The 19866-nt window shown below is 38.9% G+C and carries 22 protein-coding genes; 11 read left to right on the plus strand and 11 right to left on the minus strand.

Annotated elements, in window-relative coordinates; genetic code table 11:
* Positions 1-175 (plus strand): transposase (locus QM911_RS04960; protein WP_414313329.1); only part of this gene is annotated, 175 nt, incomplete at its 5' end.
* Positions 176-270: 95 nt separating this feature from the next.
* On the opposite strand, the gene QM911_RS04965 is transcribed toward QM911_RS04960, so the two are convergent.
* From QM911_RS04965 to coaB, 3 genes are read right to left on the minus strand one after another with little or no spacing between them, the layout of a single operon-like run.
* The gene (locus QM911_RS04965; protein WP_414313296.1) at positions 271-837 is read right to left on the minus strand and encodes an ECF transporter S component; all 567 of its coding nucleotides are present in this window, start codon (positions 835-837) and stop codon (positions 271-273) included.
* Positions 821-1372, minus strand: coding sequence for a phosphopantothenoylcysteine decarboxylase (coaC, locus tag QM911_RS04970; protein WP_316108680.1), 552 nt, complete (start codon positions 1370-1372; stop codon positions 821-823). Before coaC ends, QM911_RS04965 begins: the two co-directional genes overlap by 17 nt.
* An 11-nt stretch (positions 1373-1383) precedes the next feature.
* On the minus strand, positions 1384-2073 hold the full coding sequence (gene coaB, locus QM911_RS04975; protein ID WP_316108681.1) for a phosphopantothenate--cysteine ligase: 690 nt from the start codon (positions 2071-2073) through the stop codon (positions 1384-1386).
* A 232-nt stretch (positions 2074-2305) separates the two neighbouring features.
* Here coaB and QM911_RS04980 point away from each other — a divergent pair, with 232 nt between their 5' ends.
* The gene (locus QM911_RS04980) at positions 2306-3976 is read left to right on the plus strand and encodes a formate--tetrahydrofolate ligase (protein ID WP_316108682.1); all 1671 of its coding nucleotides are present in this window, start codon (positions 2306-2308) and stop codon (positions 3974-3976) included.
* A gap of 89 nt (positions 3977-4065) precedes the next feature.
* Here the strand turns inward: QM911_RS04980 and lysS are convergent, their stop codons facing one another.
* From lysS to QM911_RS05005, 5 genes are all read right to left on the minus strand, one after another.
* A complete protein-coding gene (gene lysS / locus QM911_RS04985) occupies positions 4066-5556 on the minus strand; it encodes a lysine--tRNA ligase (RefSeq protein ID WP_316108683.1) in 1491 nt (496 codons plus the stop codon).
* A 140-nt stretch (positions 5557-5696) separates the two neighbouring features.
* Positions 5697-6317 (minus strand): histidine phosphatase family protein, encoded by a 621-nt coding sequence (locus QM911_RS04990; protein WP_414313297.1) that lies wholly within the window; start codon positions 6315-6317, stop codon positions 5697-5699.
* Positions 6314-6799 (minus strand): aminoacyl-tRNA deacylase, encoded by a 486-nt coding sequence (locus QM911_RS04995; RefSeq protein ID WP_414313298.1) that lies wholly within the window; start codon positions 6797-6799, stop codon positions 6314-6316. Before QM911_RS04995 ends, QM911_RS04990 begins: the two co-directional genes overlap by 4 nt.
* Positions 6799-7641 (minus strand): DUF368 domain-containing protein, encoded by an 843-nt coding sequence (locus QM911_RS05000; RefSeq protein WP_414313299.1) that lies wholly within the window; start codon positions 7639-7641, stop codon positions 6799-6801. Before QM911_RS05000 ends, QM911_RS04995 begins: the two co-directional genes overlap by 1 nt.
* Before the next feature lie 109 nt (positions 7642-7750).
* On the minus strand, positions 7751-8551 hold the full coding sequence (locus QM911_RS05005) for a glycoside hydrolase family 25 protein (protein ID WP_414313300.1): 801 nt from the start codon (positions 8549-8551) through the stop codon (positions 7751-7753).
* Between the two features lie 156 nt (positions 8552-8707).
* Here QM911_RS05005 and glmU point away from each other — a divergent pair, with 156 nt between their 5' ends.
* From glmU to QM911_RS05045, 8 genes are all read left to right on the plus strand, one after another.
* A complete protein-coding gene (glmU, locus tag QM911_RS05010; protein ID WP_414313301.1) occupies positions 8708-10087 on the plus strand; it encodes a bifunctional UDP-N-acetylglucosamine diphosphorylase/glucosamine-1-phosphate N-acetyltransferase GlmU in 1380 nt (459 codons plus the stop codon).
* A gap of 9 nt (positions 10088-10096) precedes the next feature.
* Positions 10097-10660: an NUDIX hydrolase gene (locus tag QM911_RS05015; protein WP_414313302.1), complete on the plus strand. Its 564-nt coding sequence runs from the start codon at positions 10097-10099 to the stop codon at positions 10658-10660.
* Positions 10653-10964, plus strand: a complete 312-nt coding sequence (gene macP / locus QM911_RS05020) for a cell wall synthase accessory phosphoprotein MacP (RefSeq protein ID WP_000517859.1) — start codon at positions 10653-10655, stop codon at positions 10962-10964. Before QM911_RS05015 ends, macP begins: the two co-directional genes overlap by 8 nt.
* A 10-nt stretch (positions 10965-10974) precedes the next feature.
* A complete protein-coding gene (locus tag QM911_RS05025) occupies positions 10975-11670 on the plus strand; it encodes a 5'-methylthioadenosine/adenosylhomocysteine nucleosidase (protein ID WP_316108692.1) in 696 nt (231 codons plus the stop codon).
* Positions 11671-11810: 140 nt separating this feature from the next.
* Positions 11811-14099 (plus strand): DNA helicase PcrA, encoded by a 2289-nt coding sequence (gene pcrA, locus QM911_RS05030; protein ID WP_414313303.1) that lies wholly within the window; start codon positions 11811-11813, stop codon positions 14097-14099.
* A 167-nt stretch (positions 14100-14266) separates the two neighbouring features.
* Entirely contained in the window at positions 14267-14527 is a 261-nt protein-coding gene (locus QM911_RS05035) for a SemiSWEET family transporter (RefSeq protein WP_006150712.1), read from the plus strand.
* A gap of 105 nt (positions 14528-14632) precedes the next feature.
* Entirely contained in the window at positions 14633-15334 is a 702-nt protein-coding gene (locus tag QM911_RS05040) for a response regulator transcription factor (protein WP_414313304.1), read from the plus strand.
* A complete protein-coding gene (locus tag QM911_RS05045; RefSeq protein ID WP_414313305.1) occupies positions 15331-16209 on the plus strand; it encodes a sensor histidine kinase in 879 nt (292 codons plus the stop codon). The genes QM911_RS05040 and QM911_RS05045 overlap by 4 nt, the downstream gene beginning before the upstream one ends.
* Positions 16210-16248: 39 nt before the next feature.
* Here the strand turns inward: QM911_RS05045 and QM911_RS05050 are convergent, their stop codons facing one another.
* From QM911_RS05050 to QM911_RS05060, 3 genes are all read right to left on the minus strand, one after another.
* Positions 16249-17001, minus strand: a complete 753-nt coding sequence (locus tag QM911_RS05050) for an ABC transporter permease (RefSeq protein WP_414313306.1) — start codon at positions 16999-17001, stop codon at positions 16249-16251.
* Between the two features lie 10 nt (positions 17002-17011).
* On the minus strand, positions 17012-17920 hold the full coding sequence (locus tag QM911_RS05055; RefSeq protein ID WP_414313307.1) for an ATP-binding cassette domain-containing protein: 909 nt from the start codon (positions 17918-17920) through the stop codon (positions 17012-17014).
* A 270-nt stretch (positions 17921-18190) separates the two neighbouring features.
* On the minus strand, positions 18191-19000 hold the full coding sequence (locus tag QM911_RS05060) for a Cof-type HAD-IIB family hydrolase (protein WP_414261872.1): 810 nt from the start codon (positions 18998-19000) through the stop codon (positions 18191-18193).
* Between the two features lie 189 nt (positions 19001-19189).
* Here QM911_RS05060 and QM911_RS05065 point away from each other — a divergent pair, with 189 nt between their 5' ends.
* Complete coding sequence (locus QM911_RS05065; RefSeq protein WP_414313308.1) at positions 19190-19855, plus strand: lysostaphin resistance A-like protein; 666 nt, start codon at positions 19190-19192, stop codon at positions 19853-19855.
* The last annotated feature ends 11 nt before the right edge of the window (positions 19856-19866 follow it).

Consider the following 19866-nt stretch of genomic DNA (forward strand, 5'->3'; position numbering starts at 1 on the left):
ACACTTTTTCTTACCTCTACCACCTTATTCACCAGATTTGAATCCCATTGAGCAAGCTTGGGCTGTCTTGAAAAAGAAAGTGACAGATTTATTAAGGGAAGTCCCAAATATCTTTGAATGTTTAGAGGCTTTTTTAAAACTAAATGACTATAAGAGGCAAGTGACGAGTCAATAGCAATGAGGTTTGAACAACGTGAAAGCCAGCGTCTTTAGGCGCTGGCTGGTAATTGGGCTTATAGCTCTGGTGCAAATCATCCGTTAGACGGGTGGTTATGATTTTTTGATTTTTTCAAGTCTCGGAACAATAACTAGGGTCAGTATTGCTGAGATTATGAGTTCTGCAATAGAATTTGTTGAGATAACAGTAGCTAATAGTTTTTGGATATTTCCGTCAAAAACATTTCCAAAGAGGAAGAAGATTCCACCTAGTACAAATACAGTGTTGGTAAGTGAACCCAGTGCTCCCGCGAAGATGAGACCCGCCTTGTTTTTGAGGAGTTTATAGACAAAGTATGGAGTTAAACCAATAAGGATGCGTGGTACAATCGCAATAACTAGGGAGTAGATGTTACCGTTTGGTACAAATGGAGAGAAAAGATAGCTGGTTGGTAGAATTGTAAGTGTATTAACTGTTAAGCTAATCATACCCATTAAAAATCCAAGGATTGCACCAATCCGTGGGCCGTAAATGATACTTCCAATAATAACAGGAATATGTACAATAGTAGGTTTAATTGGGAATGGTAATACATTAAATAAGATTGAGGTCAGCAGATGGATGACAATCATACTGGCAAAAAAGATAGCAACAGGAGCAATATTAGAGCGTTTGTTCATGAAGTTTTTCCTTTATCTGTTGTAAAATAGTATCAAGATCAGCAAGAGCACCCCGTCCTACGTCTCCACAGGCCAGTAGGGATTCTTTAGGAGAAATAATTGTATAACCATAAGTTTCTAAAGTTTTTAGGTTTGTTTGAGTTGCTGGATGGTCATACATTTTGGTATTCATAGCAGGTGCTACTAGTTTTGGTACGTAGTTGGGTAGGGCAAGAGCAGTAGCAGTTACCATATTATCAGCCAAACCGTGCGCGACTTTCGCAATCGTATTAGCGGTTGCAGGGGCAAGGATAAATAAGTCTGTTTCTTTTCCTAGCTCGATATGATTGACTTTGTCGGGATAAGGTTCCTGCATAAGATCGAGATGTACGGTATTTTGAGATAAGACTTGAAGGGTTAAAGGTTGGATAAAGGCAGTCGCAGCCTGGGTCATGAGTACAGTAACAGAATGCCCCTGTTTCTTCAAGTTACTAACCAAATCAGCAGCCTTGTAAGAGGCGATAGAGCCTGTCACAGCGAGTATAATACGAGCCATAACTTTCCTTTCTAATGATCAAATCCTTGAATTCTTTCCACTAATAAGTCAGCAATTTCTTGTTTGTGGCTAGCAATCTGATAATCTTTTTCCTCTACTAGATAAGCCAGGTGTTGATCAGCATTAATCTGAGTGAGGTCATTAGCGACAATCAAGTCAGCTTGATTCTTTACAAGACTTTCTCTAGCGATTTGAATCAGATGCTCCTTAGTAACATCGACAAGGAGTTTAAAGCCAATGAGATGGATACTTGGATTCCATTCTTTAACAAGAGAGATGATCTTTGGATTTTTCTTAAGAAATAGTACTTGTACCTCATCCTTAGAGGAGATCTTTGTTTCCATATTTTTCTTATGTAAAAATTCATTTAAATCTTGACTTGCTTGAACTTGGTCAAGACCAGTCATGTAAACTGGGCTGTAGTCAGAAACAGCCATTGAATGGATCAAGACTTGATAATCAGGGACAATCCGTTTCATCTCTTGGAGTAAATCGGAAGTGTTGTTGATTTCAATAATGGTTAAATTCTGGTCTAGTTCTGGTTTTAGTGCTTGTCGCGTAGTAATTAGACAAACTTGGTGACCAGCCTTTAGTAAAGTCTCAGTTATTACTTTACCAAGTCTACCAGTAGAGTGATTGGTAATGGAGCGAACTCGATCTATTGCCTCGCTTGTACCACCAGATGTAACTAAAATTTTCATAGAACTATTATACAAAAAAATGAACAGTAAGTAAAATGAAAGCGATAAAATATTATGTGAAATTCAAGCTTTCAACTATAGTTAAAACCTATAAAGGCATATAAAAATTTAAAAAGAAGCCAAGAAAGTCTGAAGTGTTGTGATATTTACGAACGTTACTAAGCTTTATGACTGTTAAAAATCTTATTTTATGATATAATGAATTAACACATTTGAGGTAGAGGAGTTCATTATGAAAACAGATATTGAAATTGCACAGAGTATCGAGCTAAAACCAATTGTTGAGGTCGTTGACCAATTTGAGATTTCTGCAGACGATTTGGAATTGTATGGAAAGTATAAGGCTAAACTTAGCTTTGATAAGATTCGTGAAGTTGAAGCAAATCCAGTTGGAAAGTTGATCTTAGTCACTGCTATCAACCCAACACCAGCTGGTGAAGGTAAGTCAACCATTACCATTGGGCTTGCTGATGCTTTGAATAAGATTGGTAAGAAAACCATGATTGCTATCCGCGAACCTTCTCTTGGACCAGTCATGGGGATTAAAGGTGGTGCAGCTGGTGGTGGTTATGCCCAAGTTTTACCAATGGAAGACATCAATCTTCACTTTACTGGAGATATGCATGCAATAACAACTGCAAACAATGCTCTTTCTGCCTTGATTGACAATCATTTGCACCAAGGAAATGAGCTTGGAATCGACCAACGTCGTATTCTCTGGAAACGCGTAGTGGACTTGAATGATCGTGCTCTTCGTCACGTGACAGTTGGACTTGGTGGTCCACTTAATGGTATTCCACGCGAAGATGGATTTGATATCACTGTCGCATCAGAAATCATGGCTATTCTTTGCTTGGCAACTGATATTGAAGATTTGAAACGTCGTTTGGCCAATATCGTTATCGGCTACCGTTATGATCGTACACCTGTTTCAGTTGGTGATCTACAGGTTGAAGGTGCCTTGGCATTGATTTTGAAAGATGCTATCAAACCGAACTTGGTTCAAACCATCTATGGAACACCTGCCTTTGTACATGGTGGCCCATTTGCCAATATCGCACACGGATGTAACTCTGTCTTGGCTACAACTACAGCCCTTCACTTGGCAGATTACACAGTGACAGAAGCAGGTTTTGGTGCAGACCTTGGTGCTGAGAAATTCCTGGATATCAAAACTCCAAACTTGCCAACTTCACCAGATGCAGTAGTTATCGTTGCAACACTTCGTGCTCTTAAGATGAATGGTGGGGTTGCTAAGGATGCTTTGACAGAAGAGAATGTAGAAGCAGTTCGTGCAGGATTTGCAAACTTGAAACGCCACGTTGAGAATATCCGTAAGTTCGGTATTCCAGCAGTTGTTGCTATTAACGAGTTCGTATCTGATACAGAAGCTGAAATAGCAGCTTTGAAAGAACTTTGTGCTTCAATCGATGTTCCGGTTGAGTTAGCTAGCGTATGGGCTGATGGAGCAGAAGGTGGAGTGGCTCTAGCTGAAACTCTTGTCAAGACAATTGACGAAAATCCAGCTAACTATAAACGTTTGTATGACAACGACCTTTCAGTACAAGAGAAGATTGAAAAGATTGTCACTGAAATCTATCGTGGAAGCAAAGTAAACTTCGAGAAGAAAGCTCAAACTCAAATCGCACAAATCGTACAAAACGGTTGGGACAAATTGCCAATCTGTATGGCTAAAACTCAATACAGTTTCTCGGATAATCCAAATGCTCTTGGAGCCCCTGAAAACTTTGAAATTACTATTCGTGAATTGGTACCAAAATTGGGTGCAGGCTTCATCGTTGCTCTTACTGGTGACGTTATGACCATGCCTGGACTTCCAAAACGACCAGCTGCTCTCAACATGGATGTTGAAAGTGATGGTACAGTTCTTGGATTATTCTAATAAGAAAATTTAAAGACAAGCTCAATATTGAGTTTGTCTTTTTGTTATTATTAAAAATCTCCTAGAATGTAACTAGGAGATTTGAGTTTTTATTTCATAGTTGGAAAAAGAAGTACGTCACGGATAGTAGTAGTATCTGTGAGTAGCATGCAGAGACGGTCGATACCGATTCCCAAACCACCTGTTGGTGGCATACCGTATTCAAGTGCTTCGATGTAGTCGTAATCAATGCCTGTTGCTTCGTCGTCACCAAGCTCTTTGGCTTTGGCTTGAGCTTCGAAACGGCTAAGCTGGTCGATTGGGTCATTCAACTCAGTAAAGGCATTACCGTATTCTTTAGTCATGATGAAGAGCTCGAAACGATCTGTAAAGCGCTCATCTTCAGGATTTTTCTTAGCAAGTGGTGATACAGCCACTGGGTGACCATAGACAAATGTTGGTTGAATCAATGTTTCTTCAACAAATTCTTCAAAGAATGCATTGATGATGTGACCAACTTCAGTGTAGTGTTTTTCAACAGGAACATTCTTTTCAGCTGCGATAGCTTTAGCTTCTTCGAAAGTCATATCTTGCCAGAAATCAACACCTGTAATTTCCTTGATTGCATCCACCATGTGTACACGTTTAAATGGTTCGTTGATCTTGATTTCAGTTCCTTGATAGATAACTGGACCGTCACCTTTAACAGCTTTAGCTACATGTTGGATAATGCCTTCAGTCAAGTCCATGATATCCTGGAAGTCTGCGTATGCTTGGTAAACTTCGATAGAAGTGAACTCAGGATTATGTGTAGCATCCATTCCCTCGTTACGGAAGATACGACCAATTTCATAAACACGCTCCATACCACCAACGATAAGGCGTTTCAAGTGAAGCTCAGTCGCGATACGAAGCACCATATCAATGTTTTGAGCATTGTGGTGAGTGATGAATGGGCGAGCAGCAGCACCGCCAGCTTCGTTGTGAAGAACTGGTGTTTCAACTTCAAGGAATCCTTTTTGGTCTAGGTAACGACGGATTTCAGAAATGATTTTTGAACGAGTAACAAAACGTTCGAAGCTTTCGCGGTTAGAAATCAAGTCAAGATAACGTTTACGGTAGATTGTTTCAACGTCAGTTAAACCGTGGAATTTCTCTGGAAGTGGACGAAGAGCCTTAGACAAGTGTGTAATGTGAGTCGCCTTGATAGAGAGTTCTCCCATATCCGTACGCATCACTTCCCCTTCGACACCAAGGAAGTCTCCCAAGTCAGCCTTTTTAAAGATTTCGTAGTTTTCTTCACCAACAGCGTCTTTACGAACGTAGATTTGAATTTGACCTTCGCGGTCTTGAAGGTGGGCAAATCCAACTTTACCCTTACCGCGTTTTGTTACTAAACGTCCAGCGATAGTAGCAGTCTCGTTTAATTCGTGTAATTGTTCTTTATCAAGGTCAGCATATTTATCTTTTAATTCTTGTGAGTTAGCAGTGCGTTCAAATCGTTTACCGAATGGATCGATTCCTTGTTCGCGGAGTGCAGCCATTTTTTCACGGCGAACGATCTGCTGGTCATTTAGTTCTTCCATATGTTCTGTTGACATTTTTTCCTCCTAGTTTTTACTCAATTCTTGATACGATGAGTCTTTTTTGCGATACTCCCATTTTATCATAAAAGTCAAATAAATTCACGGATATTCTACAAAATCTAAAAAGAACTTAACAGTGATTGTTAAGTTCAGTTCTAATTTTGATAAGAAGTGTCGTTCCATTCCAAAAGGTTGAAGTTTTTAAAGTCTTCTGTTTCGACAATAGTCACACTAGCATTTGCTAAACCGCCATCTTTTCTAAGTAGTGGAGTATCATAGCCTAAAAGAGTTCGAATACTGGATGTGAGATTGGCCCCGTGACCAACAATCATAACATGTTCAAAAGGTTTGGACTCTAATGATTTGATAAATTGAATGGTACGCTGAGTTGTTTGATAGACAGACTCAGCACCAAACATAGTCGAATCAAATTTCGCTAGATTGCTACGGAGAGCATTCATTTGCTCAGGATAGATTGCTTTTAAAGTTGCAAATTTTGCTCCTTCAAGTTTTCCAAGTTGCCATTCTCTTAGAAGGGATGTTTCTCGTAAGGGACAGCTAACTTTCAGTTGACTTTGGATAATCTGAGCAGAAGTTACGGCACGAGGAAGATCACTAGAATAAATCACATCAAATGGAATTTCCTGGAGATACTGGCCCAATTGTTTTAAGGTCTCAATGGATTTCTCAAGGAGTGGAGAGTCCCCGCTTGCTCCTTGAAAACGGCCTTCAAGATTCCAAAGTGTTTTACCGTGACGAATAAAATAGAATTTCATGTGTTACTTGCCTCCAAGATGTCTGCAAATTCAGCGTTAACAAAGGATGCTAGATCTTGAGGATTGATAATGATACTATGACCAACTTCCCCTGCGGAAACAATCATTTCATTCAGTTGAAGAGCAGTTTGGTCTATAAAGATAGGATAGTTATGTTTTTGACGGATTCCAACTGGATTATTGGCACCGTGGATATAGCCTGTTGTTTTTTCTAGGTCTTTTTGTGGAATCATGCTGACTTTCTTATTACCAGAAATCTTAGCCAGTTTCTTTTCAGAAAGATGTTCAGTGATAGGTACGATTCCAATAATTGGTCCAGTCTTATCTCCCAGAAGTGCTAGAGTCTTGAAAATCTGACTCTTTTCATAACCTTGAGGCATCTCACCTTCCAAGGCATTAATTTGAATGCCTGTATGGTTTATTCCTGCCTTGGTTAAAATTTGTTGGACCAAGGTTTTCTTGACTTTTACTTTTTTTGCCATTATTTATACTTATCCTCCAATTGACTCATCCAGATTCCCAACCAAATCCCTAGGGCAAAGAAGAAAGCAATCAGTACATATGAAACTAGTGACAAACCACTGTAACTAATACTTTCAGAATTTCCAGCGTTTGGAATAAGGATCAAGAGTGTACTTGATAGTACGATCCCAATGATAAAATGATACACACGTGAGTGATAAAGGCGAAGAGCATAGTCCATGAATTTAGAGAAAATAATCAGAGTGATAAGAAGTCCGATCCCAATTGGTAAGAAGGTTCCAAACAAATCAAAAGTCTTGAACCCTGTTAACATAGGGCCATAAAGGCCAAGAATCAAGAGAAGATTAGAAGGACTAAGCCCTGGAACCAAAATACCAAGCGCCAACAAACAACCAGCCAGTGTAAAGTTAAGGAAGCTTGCAGATAGAGAACCAACTACAAAATTCAAGGCGTAGAGGGCGATACCTGAGATGATGAAGGTTGCCCAAAACCATATGTGGTCAACCTTATCTCTATCAGAGTCACGAGTTGATTCTTTGACAAGACTTGGGATGGTACCAATGATAGCTCCAGCAAAACTCCACAATACATACACTTGATAATTCTCTAAAAGATACTCGATTGGATAGGAGAAAAGTCCGATACCTAGAAGCATCCCAATACCGACAGGAAGGAAAAAGAGCACATCTTCTTTTAAATTCTTAAAAGGATGGGCAAGAAATCGAATCATTCTCTCATAAATTCCCAAGATAGCAGCAAGAACGCCACCAGAAATCCCTGGTAGAATGAAACCTAGGGCAATTACAATTCCCTTAATAATTTTTGATAACCATGATAACATAGAGGTCCTCCGAGATTCATATTCTATAAAGATAAAACAGTGATTTAATACTGAAAAATAAAGAAAAGCAAGCAGAAAGCAATGTCTGACTTGCTTATTGTGATAGTGATTAAGGATTTAAAAACAATTTTCTAAAGGTTTCTTCCTTGTTCTTTGATGAAGAAATAAGGTTCAAATCGAGGTGATGTTCAAATCCGCCAAGATTTCCATGTGAAGTGTATTGGTGAAGGTCATAGCTAAGATCTGTTTTTGGAGCACTTTCATAGTAACCTGAGTTAGTTCCATAGGAAGGTATCCAGATAGCTGAGTAATTATCAACGCTGATACTATGTTCCTCCATAAAGTAAACACCAACATAGATACCGATATTTTTTGCACCCAATGAAGCTAATTTAGCACGAAAGGCCTCAACACCCTGGTTCATGTCAGACATGGTCTTTTCTTCAACATCCAACCAATAGTAGCTCGGGTTGTAAGGGGAAGCAGCGTTATAGAAGGCTTCAGCAGCTTTTTCCATTTCTTCGACATTTTTTCCAGCTACATAGGCATAAACAGCAACAGGAATATTTCGTTTTTGGAATTCAGTGATATGCTCTTTATAAGCCTTGTCGACCCCATTTTTGAAAGAAGCATCATTTTCAACAGAAACTTGAGCTCCACTATGAACCCGAACGATCACACCTGAAATATTTTGAGCTAAGGTGTCATAATTGATCTCTGAAGGTCTTTGCCAGCCAGACACATCAATAATCGGCTTATTGATGTTATGTAAAGCTTGAGTTTCTACTTGAACTGGATTTTGCTTTGTTTTGACTGGATGGTCTTCAAACTTGGGTCTGTTAATGATTAAAATACCCACGATAGTCGCTAATACAGTAAAAATAAAAACAGGATTTATTTTCTTTCTCATACCTTTATAGTGTATCGTAAATGGTGAAAAAAATCAAAAAAAAATACTCAAAATCCTCTAGGAAATGCGATGTTTTAGCCCACTTGACTTCTTTTGTGTTTGAAAGAGCAAAAATATGATATAATTAAAAGGAATTTCTATAGAAAAGAGAAAATTATGGCAAATTATGCAGTTATTTTAGCAGCGGGTAAAGGTACTCGTATGAAATCAGATCTACCAAAAGTCATGCACAAGGTTGCAGGAATTTCAATGCTTGAGCATGTTTTTCGTAGTGTAGGGGCCATCAATCCTGAAAAAACAGTAACGGTTGTGGGTCATAAGGCAGAACTTGTGGAGCAAGTTTTAGCTGGTCAAACTGATTTTGTAAGACAGTCTGAGCAATTAGGAACTGGTCATGCGGTTATGATGGCTGAGCCAATTCTTGAAGGACTTTCTGGACAAACATTGGTTATTGCTGGTGATACACCACTCATTACTGGTGAAAGTCTAAAGAACTTGATTGATTTCCACGTTAATCACAAGAACGTAGCTACAATCCTAACTGCAGAAGCTGAAGATCCATTTGGTTATGGGCGTATTGTTCGTAACGAGAATGCTGAAGTGCTTCGTATCGTGGAGCAGAAGGATGCGACTGATTTTGAAAAACAAATCAAGGAAATCAATACAGGAACTTATGTTTTTGATAATGCTCGTCTGTTTGAGGCACTTAAGAATATCAACACCAACAATGCCCAAGGTGAATACTACATTACTGATGTCATCGGCATTTTCCGTGAAGCAGGGGAAAAAGTTGGTGCCTATACTCTAAAAGACTTTGATGAAAGTCTCGGAGTTAATGACCGTGTTGCCCTTGCGACAGCTGAAGGCATCATGCGTCGCCGTATTAACCAAGCGCATATGGTCAATGGAGTTAGTTTTGTGAATCCTGAAGCTACTTACATTGACATTGATGTAGAAATTGCTCCAGAAGTTCAAATTGAAGCAAATGTAACCCTCAAAGGTTCTAGTAAGATTGGTGCAGGAACTATTTTGACCAATGGAACTTATATTCTTGATAGCACTATCGGTTCAGGGGCAGTGATTACAAACTCCATGATTGAAGAAAGCACGGTTGCAGATGGCGTTACAGTTGGACCATATGCCCATATTCGTCCAGGATCAAGCCTTGCTAAAGATGTACATATCGGGAACTTTGTTGAAGTCAAAGGTTCAAGCATCGGTGAAAATACAAAAGCTGGTCATTTGACTTATATTGGTAACTGTGAAGTTGGTAGTGATGTCAACTTTGGTGCTGGAACGATTACTGTAAATTACGATGGTCAACACAAGTTTAAAACAACCATTGGTAACAATGTTTTCGTTGGTTCAAATTCAACCATCATTGCTCCAGTAGAACTTGGAGATAATTCTCTTGTTGGAGCAGGTTCAACCATTACTAAGGATGTCCCAGCTGATGCCATTGCTATTGGACGAGGTCGCCAAGTCAATAAGGACGAATATGCAACTCGCCTTCCTCATCATCCTAACAATAAATAGGAGCTAACGATGGAATTTGAAGAAAAGACGCTTAGTCGTAAAGAAATTTATAAAGGACCTATTTTTCAGCTAGTTCAAGATCAGGTTGAACTACCTTCTGGAAAAGGTACTGCGCAACGTGATTTGATTTTCCACAATGGAGCAGTTTGTGTCCTTGCAGTTACTCCAGATAATAAGGTTGTCCTTGTTAAACAATATCGCAAGGCGATTGAAAAAGTCTCTTATGAAATTCCTGCAGGTAAACTGGAAATTGGGGAGAATGCAGATCCAGAAGCTGCAGCCCTTCGTGAATTAGAAGAAGAAGCAGCCTATACTGGTAAATTAAGCCTTCTCTATGATTTTTACTCTGCGATTGGATTTTGTAACGAGCGTTTAAAACTTTACTTGGCAACTGATTTGACAAAAGTTGAAAATCCTCGTCCTCAGGATGAAGATGAGACTTTAGAGTTACTTGAGGTCAGTCTTGACCAAGCTAAAGAACTGATCCAGTCAGGTGATATTTGTGATGCCAAGACTATTATGGCTATTCAGTACTGGGAATTACAAAGAAATAGTGGAGGAACCCATGGGTAAACCTTTATTAACAGATGAAATGATCGAACGTGCCAATCGAGGAGAGGACATCTCAGGTCCTCCCTTGCTAGATGATGAGGAAACAAAGATTTTACCGACTTCTTCTCAAAATTTTGGCTATTCGCGAACCAAAGATCATGGTTTTAGCCAGGATACCCTGACCATCGAAGTTGAACCTTCTATTCACAAAAGTCGTCGGATTGAAAATACTAAGAGAAATGTCTTTAATTCTAAATTAAACAAGATTCTTTTTGCAGTTATTTTTCTCTTGATTTTGTTAATTTTAGCAATGAGATTTATTTAAGGAGTCTATCATGAAAATTGGAATTATTGCAGCTATGCCAGAAGAGCTAGTTTACTTGATTCAACACTTGGACGAAGCCAGTGAAGAAAAGGTTCTGGGACATAGCTATCATACTGGTAAGATTGGTTCTGTTGAGCTTGTACTTGTAGAGAGTGGTATTGGTAAAGTCATGTCTGCGATGAGTGTCGCTATCTTAGCGGATCACTTTCAAGTCGATGCAGTGATTAATACTGGTTCTGCTGGTGCAGTGGCAAGTGGAATCGCAGTAGGGGATGTAGTGATTGCAGACAAGCTTGCCTACCACGATGTTGATGTGACTGCCTTTGGCTATGATTACGGTCAAATGGCTCAACAGCCTCTCTATTTTGAATCAGACAAAAAGTTTATCAGTTTGATTCAAGAGAGTTTGTCTAAACTGGATCAAACTTGGCATTTAGGTTTGATTGCGACAGGAGATAGTTTTGTTGCTGGAGAAGATAAAATCAAAGCGATAAAAGAGCATTTCCCTCAAGTTCTTGCTGTAGAGATGGAAGGGGCAGCTATTGCTCAAGCAGCTCATGCTTTGAACCTTCCTTTCTTAGTCGTTCGTGCCATGAGTGACAATGCCAACCATGAAGCATCCGTTTCCTTTGATGAATTTATCGTAGAAGCAGGACGTCGTTCTGCCCAAGCCCTAATGACGCTTTTAGAGTCTATAGAGGATTAATAGAAGAATTACGAAGAACACTCATCCAGTGTTCTTTTCTTGTCTAATCTCCTAAAGTAATCAGAAGGCTCCTAAGAAAAGTTATTTTCAAACTTTTTTGATATAATAGAAACATTGACTTGAAGAATAAGGAAGAGAAAATGAACGAATTATTAAAGGGAATGAATGACCGTCAAGCTGAGGCTGTTCAAACGACTGAAGGTCCGCTGCTGATCATGGCGGGTGCTGGATCTGGTAAGACTCGTGTTTTAACCCACCGTATTGCCTACTTAATTGATGAAAAGATGGTAAACCCATGGAATATCTTGGCCATTACCTTTACCAATAAGGCTGCGCGTGAAATGAAGGATCGTGCTTATGGACTCAATCCAGCTACTCAGGATTGTTTGATCGCGACCTTCCACTCTATGTGCGTGCGTATCCTACGTCGCGATGCGGATCACATTGGCTACAATCGCAGTTTCACGATTGTGGATCCAGGTGAGCAGCGGACTCTCATGAAACGCATCCTCAAGCAGTTAAACTTGGATCCTAAAAAATGGAATGAACGCACCATTTTGGGAACTATCTCCAATGCTAAGAATGATCTGATTGACGATGTGGCTTATGCTGCCCAGGCAGGAGATATGTACACGCAAATTGTAGCTAAGTGTTATACGGCCTATCAGAAAGAACTTCGCCAGTCAGAGTCGGTGGACTTTGATGACTTAATCATGTTGACCTTGCGTCTCTTTGACCAAAATCCTGATGTTTTGACTTATTATCAGCAGAAGTTCCAGTACATCCACGTTGATGAGTATCAAGATACCAACCATGCCCAGTATCAATTAGTTAAACTCCTGGCTTCACGCTTTCAAAATATCTGTGTAGTTGGGGATGCAGACCAGTCTATCTATGGTTGGCGTGGTGCTGATATGCAGAATATCTTGGACTTTGAGAAGGATTATCCTCAAGCCAAGGTAGTTTTGTTGGAGGAAAATTACCGCTCAACCAAGACCATCCTCCAAGCTGCTAATGACGTTATCAAAAACAATAAAAATCGTCGTCCTAAGAATCTCTGGACTCAAAATACTGATGGGGAACAGATTGTCTACTATCGTGCTAATGATGAACAAGACGAGGCTGTCTTTGTAGCCAAAACCATCGATGAACTTGGTCGAAGCCAAAACTTCCTCCACAAGGACTTTGCAGTTCTTTACCGTACCAATGCCCAATCTCGTACTATTGAAGAAGCTTTGCTTAAGTCTAATATTCCTTATACTATGGTCGGTGGAACTAAGTTCTATAGCCGTAAGGAAATCCGTGATATTATCGCTTATCTGAATCTCATTGCCAATTTGAGTGATAATATTAGTTTTGAGCGGATTATCAATGAACCAAAACGTGGCATTGGACCAGGAACAGTAGAGAAAATCCGTGACTTTGCCAACCTACAAAATATGTCGATGCTTGATGCTTCAGCTAACATCATGTTATCAGGAATTAAAGGTAAGGCAGCCCAGTCTATCTGGGATTTTGCCAATATGATTCTTGATTTGCGGGAGCAACTGGACCAATTAAGCATTACTGAGTTAGTAGAAGCAGTCTTGGAAAAGACAGGCTACGTGGATATTCTCAATGCCCAAGCGACTTTGGAAAGCAAGGCTCGGGTTGAAAATATCGAGGAGTTCCTTTCTGTCACCAAGAATTTCGATGATAATCCAGATAATCAAGAAGAAGAAACTGGACTGGATAAACTCAGTCGATTCCTCAATGACTTGGCCTTGATTGCAGATACAGACTCTGGCAGTCAGGAAACATCAGAAGTAACCTTGATGACGCTCCATGCTGCCAAGGGACTGGAGTTTCCAGTTGTATTCCTGATTGGGATGGAAGAAAATGTCTTTCCACTTAGTCGTGCAGCAGAAGACATGGATGAATTGGAAGAAGAACGCCGTCTAGCCTATGTCGGTATCACGCGCGCAGAGAAAATTCTCTATTTGACTAATGCTAACTCACGCTTGCTGTTTGGTCGAACGAACTATAATCGCCCAACACGCTTTATCAATGAGATTAGTTCAGATTTGCTAACTTATCAAGGTTTGGCGCGTCCAGCTAATAGTAGCTTCAAAGCATATTATAGCAGTGGTGGTGTCGCCTTTGGTCAAGGCATGAGCCTAGCTCAAGCTCTACAAGATCGCAAACGCAACGCAGCACCAAGATCAATTGAATCAAAAGGACTACCTTTTGGACAATTTGCTACTGGATCAAAATCAACTTCAAGTGAAACCAGCTGGTCTATTGGTGATATTGCCCTTCATAAGAAGTGGGGCGAAGGAACTGTTCTAGAAGTTTCAGGAAGTGGATCTACTCAGGAATTGAAAATCAATTTCCCAGAAGTTGGCCTTAAAAAACTTTTAGCCAGTGTAGCACCGATTGAGAAGAAGTAAGTTTTCTAAACGAATAAGATTCCCTCTTGCAATAACAAGGGGGGATTTTTTCTGTTCCTCTTATCACAAGATTGTGATAATTTACATTTTCTTAACAAAAAAGTTTTTTGCTTACACGATTAAAACAAATAGTGTATAATTGAAACTGTTTTTGAAAGGAGAAGAAAATGACTGAAAAACAAATGAAAACTTTAGGTTGGATTGCAACCTTTATGTCTGTTATGATGTATATCTCATATATTCCACAAATTATGAACAACCTTGCGGGTCAAAAAGGAAACTTTATCCAACCAGCAGTAGCTGCAATTAACTGCAGTCTCTGGGTTTACTACGGTCTCTTTAAAAAAGAACGTGATATTCCTTTGGCAGCAGCCAATGCACCAGGTATTGTTTTTGGGATTATTACCGCATTGACAGCTTTATTCTAAAACATAAAGTAAACTCTTCTTCGTATCTAGTTATGAGGGAGAGTTTTTCTTTATCCGAAATTCCTAAAAAAACATGATATAATACTATTAGAAAGGTTGGTGTTTATGGCTAGAATACTTATCGTTGAAGATAATAGTGAGATTCAAGAAATTTTGAAAACTCTTCTTTCTGAGGAGCATGAGGTGATTCAGGCTTTTTCTGGTACCGAAGGAATAATTCGATTTGAACAAGGTGGCATTGATCTAATCTTACTAGATATTATGCTTCCGGGAAAAAATGGTGATCAGGTTTTAAAATCCATTAGACAAGCTAGTTCAGTACCTGTCATTATGCTAACTGCCCTAAGCGATAAAAAGCTCATCAGTCAATATCTCTTAGATGGTGCTAATGATTATATCGTAAAGCCTTTTGATTTGGAGGAAGTTTTTGCTAGGGTTACGGTTCAATTACGTCAAAATAGTGATAAGCAAGCAGCTGAAATCGAAAATCCTGACAAGTTGATTCAAGAGTTAAAAAATATTCAATTTGATGCAGATAGTTTTGAAATCAAAAATAGCCAGGAAACTATTCGCCTAGCTAAGAAAGAATGTTTGATACTCCAAACCTTACTGGGACATCCTAAGAAAATTTTCACGAAAGAAGAACTCTATGAATTGGTCTGGGAGGATACTTATATACCAGGCGACAATACTCTCAACACTCATTTAAGTAATCTCCGTAAAAAATTAGGCCAACTGGATCCAGAGCAAGAGTATATTGAAACTATCTGGGGAGTTGGTGTTCGGTTAAAAGGAGTTGAGCAATGATCTACATTTTACTATCTTTGCTACTGCTGGTCATTATCCTATTGACCATATGGTTGATTCGCTATCATTTAGCACTCGTTAACTTGAGCCAACAGATTGAAGATAAGATTCTGTCCGGAAGTATGAAGAGAATCGGAGTGTCAACTTTCTCCAAGGATTTTTTACATCTTTACCAGCAAATCAATCATCTCTTTCAAGAAGTTGAGCAGTCACGCTTGATTATGAAACGTGAAAAGCAGACTTTAGACATGGCTATTAGCAATATTGCACATGATATTCGGACGCCTTTAACGATTGCATCGGGTTATACTCAGCAATTGCTTAAAACAGAAAATCCTGAGTCTGAGAGTTTGAAAAAAATTGCCCATCATCTCAATCAAGTTTCAAAACGTCTAGAGGCTCTTTTGGACTATCGTCGGTTAATGGAAGGAGCAGTTAAACCTGACTTATCTGAGTTAGAAGTTTCTACATTTATGACGCAAAAATTGCTAACCTATTATGATTCTTTTCAAACGGCAAAGATTGACCTTGATTTGCAAGTAGAACCTGGTTTGTATTTACTGACAGATTCGGATTTATTAGACCGTATGTTGCAAAATCTCATTGGCAATGTTTTAAAACATGGTAAGTATGAAGCGAGATTTTCTTTGAAGGAAGTGGACAATCACATTTGTTTGGAAATTGCTAATCTGGTCAAACAACCCATTCGCAAAATTGAAAATCTAAGTCAACGATTTTACTCTGAAAATCTCTCAGATACAGAGGAATCCTCTGGTTTAGGTCTTTATATTACTGAAGAACTATCTCATCTCCTTGGAGCAGAACTACAACTAAGTACAGATGGTGCTTGGTTTACAGTTAAGATTCTCTTTTAAAACAAGGAATCTCCTCTTTTTGAAAAGAGGAGGTCATTTTTATAAGCTTTTCTTTTTGAAAATAGCAAGTCCACTAACGGTAAAGAATAGAATAACAGTTACTGTAACGATAATGGTGTATAGAACAGCCTGACTATAGGCAGTCATGGAATAGGCAACATTTAAGGATAAATAGCGTAAAATCTCGATATCTGGAAAGATAAGCATCGGCATTGAAAGCAAGATAGAACTGATTAAATATCCAATGAAAACAGCCAAATAGGAATGAGTCACATAGAGAATGAAAGAAATAATGGAAAGCCAAGCAAGAAGGCAGAGAAATTGAAGACCAATCGTTAGAAGGAGATTGCCAATAAATCCTTCTGGCATGGTTCCTACTCCGTTTAGGATAGTTGCTGGTACGAAAGCAATAACTAGGCTAATAAGAATTTGCATTAGAGCGATACTGGCTAATACAACTGACTTGGCTAGGAAGAATTCTGTACGAGAAACCCCCACTGTCAAACTGTTTTTATAGAGTTTTCCGATAAGGTCAACACCAAGAATGAGACATGCTAGAACGATGCAGAGAAAAACGAGGTTTGAACCTTGACTAGATGCGTTGATCAGGGCTTGTACACCATTCCAACCTTGGGTTGGAATATCTGGTTCTTCTGTCTGGATTGCCATCAGATGACCAGTAGCCCCAAAAACAGCTCCCAGTAACATAAGTACAAAGAGAACGAGCTCTGTAATCCAAAAACCTTTGGAACGGAAAAGACGGTAAAAGTCTGCTTGAATAGTATGTATCATGGTTATCCTCCTATTTTACTAATTGTGTGAAGTATTCTTCAAGATTTTGACGAGCATAGTAAATCTCATCAACCTCAATATCTGCTAGAGTAAGTTCTTTGAGAATTCGTTTGATATCTTGTTCATGACTAAAAATATGAATCTCATTATCTGAATTAACAACTTTAAATTCAAGATGCACTTTGTCTTTTAAGATTTGACTAGCTTTTTCTTTGTCACTTGTTTTTAGAACGATATAGTCTTCATTCAATGTCTCAAATTCGGTCTTACTGATTTCTCGAATGATTTTCCCTTGGTCAAGAATTCCAAAGCGATTGGCAACCAGATAGAGCTCTGACAAGATATGACTAGAGATGAGAATTGTTATTCCTAGTTCTTGATTCAGACGTTGTATCATTTGACGAAACTCTTGAATACCGATTGGATCAAGTCCATTGATAGGTTCATCTAAAATCAGGAAGTCTGGTTTTGATAGGAGGGCAATCGCAATGCCTAAGCGTTGTTTCATCCCAAGAGAGAAATCTCGAAAAACTTTTCTACCTGTATCTGTTAACCCCACATACTTTAATGTTTCCTGAATGACTTGATCGGCATTTGGGATATGTCGAATAGTACAATAGTATCTTAGATTTTGATAGGCTGTTAAATGATTGTGAGCTACTGGGGATTCAATGACTGAACCTACTCGAGATAGGGCTTTCGTACACTCCTTATACCCTTGACTAGAAAAGAGGGAAATAGTTCCATGGTCAGCAGATAATAATTGGGTAATGATTTTAATCAAAGTTGTTTTACCAGCCCCATTCTTTCCGATAAGTCCATAGATATCTCCTTCTTTAACTGAGAGATTGAGATCTTGTAGAATGGGTTGTTTGCCAAATTGTTTGGACAAGCCATGGATTTCGAGGACTGTTTTCATAGTTTTCTCCTTTAATCTTTAATACTCAATGAAAATCAAAGAGCAAACTAGGAAGCGAGCCGCAGTCTGTACTTGAGTACGGCAAGGTGAAGCTGACGTAGTTTGAATTTGATTTTCGAAAAGTATAAGATGTTTTATTTTTATAACTCTAGTATAAAGCATAGATATCAAAGAATCGTCAAGCATTTCTAAAGAGTTTCTAAAGTTTTTAAATTTAAAAAAAAAATAAAAGCCCAGTGGCTAGAAACGCTAGTTGACTGGGCTTATTTTCTACAAAATATATTTCTCAATAGCGCGTGCAACACCATCTTCTTCATTGCTAGCAGTTATGGCATCAGCGAGAGATTTGACGTGGTCGCTGGCATTTCCCATGGCGATCCCCAGCCCAGCAAACTCCAACATCTCAATGTCGTTATTGGCATCACCCATAGCCATGATTTCAGAAGGTTGGATATCCAAAATCTCAGCCAAACGAGAAAGAGCAGAAGCCTTGGTTGTACCAAGTGGCATTGCTTCATAGATAACAGGTTGAGAACGAACACCGCTAAATCTCTGACAAAGTTCATCAGCAAATCGTTGTTCAAAGTCATCTGTCTGTTCTTTTGTCCCTAAAAACATTCCCTGGAACATACGATATTTACCACTAGTAGCTTCTTCCAGTGAGATTTCAGTCAGATCGGCAAAAACAAGTGTGGCATCATATTGAACGATAGGATTTGGTTTGCCTCCGAGAACGAAGTAGTGTTCCTCATCAAAGAGAGTTAACTGAACCTCACTCTTTTCAGCCAGGTCATTCAGGTATTCGATGTCAGATTTGCTAAGTTCCCGCCAGTCAACAAGGCTCCAGTCACTGGTTTGGTGGGTAGAACAACCATTATTGACAATAACGTATTCATTTTGCAAATCAAGACCGAGTTTCTTGTAGTAGGGAAGAACCCCAAAGAGAGGTCGTCCAGTACAGAGAACTAGTTTGACACCTTTTTCGATAGCCTTATGAATGGCATCAATATGAGCCTGAGGGATTTCCTTGGCTTCGTTGAGTAGAGTTCCATCCATATCAAGAGCAAGTAATTTAATCATAGTATTTCCTTTTCACGTATTTTGTCTATATTATAGCATATTTTGGATGAAATAAAGATTACTATGTCAATTTAGGACGTTTCGATTACAATTCATGATTTGACAAGGATATTTTAAAAAGATATGCTATACTAAATTTGCGAGCATTTAACATTATAGAGTAAAGTATAAAAAAGCAGAGGACTTGTCATGAAAAAAAGAGTAGTACAGATTTTACTAGCCTTATTGGTAATCATTTATAGGAAGACATGGTTTTGGTGGATTTTTAATCACTTTTCAGCTAGATTTGTAGTTGCTAGTCGAGAGTATTTCTTGATTCTTGCTTTTTTAGAGCTCATCGTTACTTTTATAGCTATTCTTTATTTACTAGTATTCGAAGGTAGGAAAATTCTTGAGTTGAAGTGGAAATGGAGTTATCCAGTTTATTTGCTCCTTGCTTATGGTGTCAATTATCTTTTAGATATTGCATTGTCCTTTTTAACCCCAGCAACGTCCAATCAAATCGCTTTAAATGAATTGACAGAGATGACAGGGCGACAAGAGTTACCTTATCTTTTACTTATTGTTTGTCTGCTAGGACCAATTACAGAAGAATTGGTATATCGAGGAGTTCTGATGAATACATTTTTGAAAGATTCACCTTGGTATGGAGATGTTTTACTATCAGCCTGTATCTTTGGCTATGTGCATGTCAGTTCAGGTTTAACACCACTCGCCTTTTTCACCTATGCAAGCGGAGGAGCAATCTCAGCATTACTCTACCGAAAAACTCACTCTCTCTTTTATCCCATTTTGCTCCATATCATGATTAACATTACAGCATTTTGGGAATTATGGATTCTCGTATTTTCATGAAGTTAGTGCTT

Source organism: Streptococcus infantis (assembly GCF_047460825.1).
GTDB lineage: Bacteria > Bacillota > Bacilli > Lactobacillales > Streptococcaceae > Streptococcus > Streptococcus infantis_V.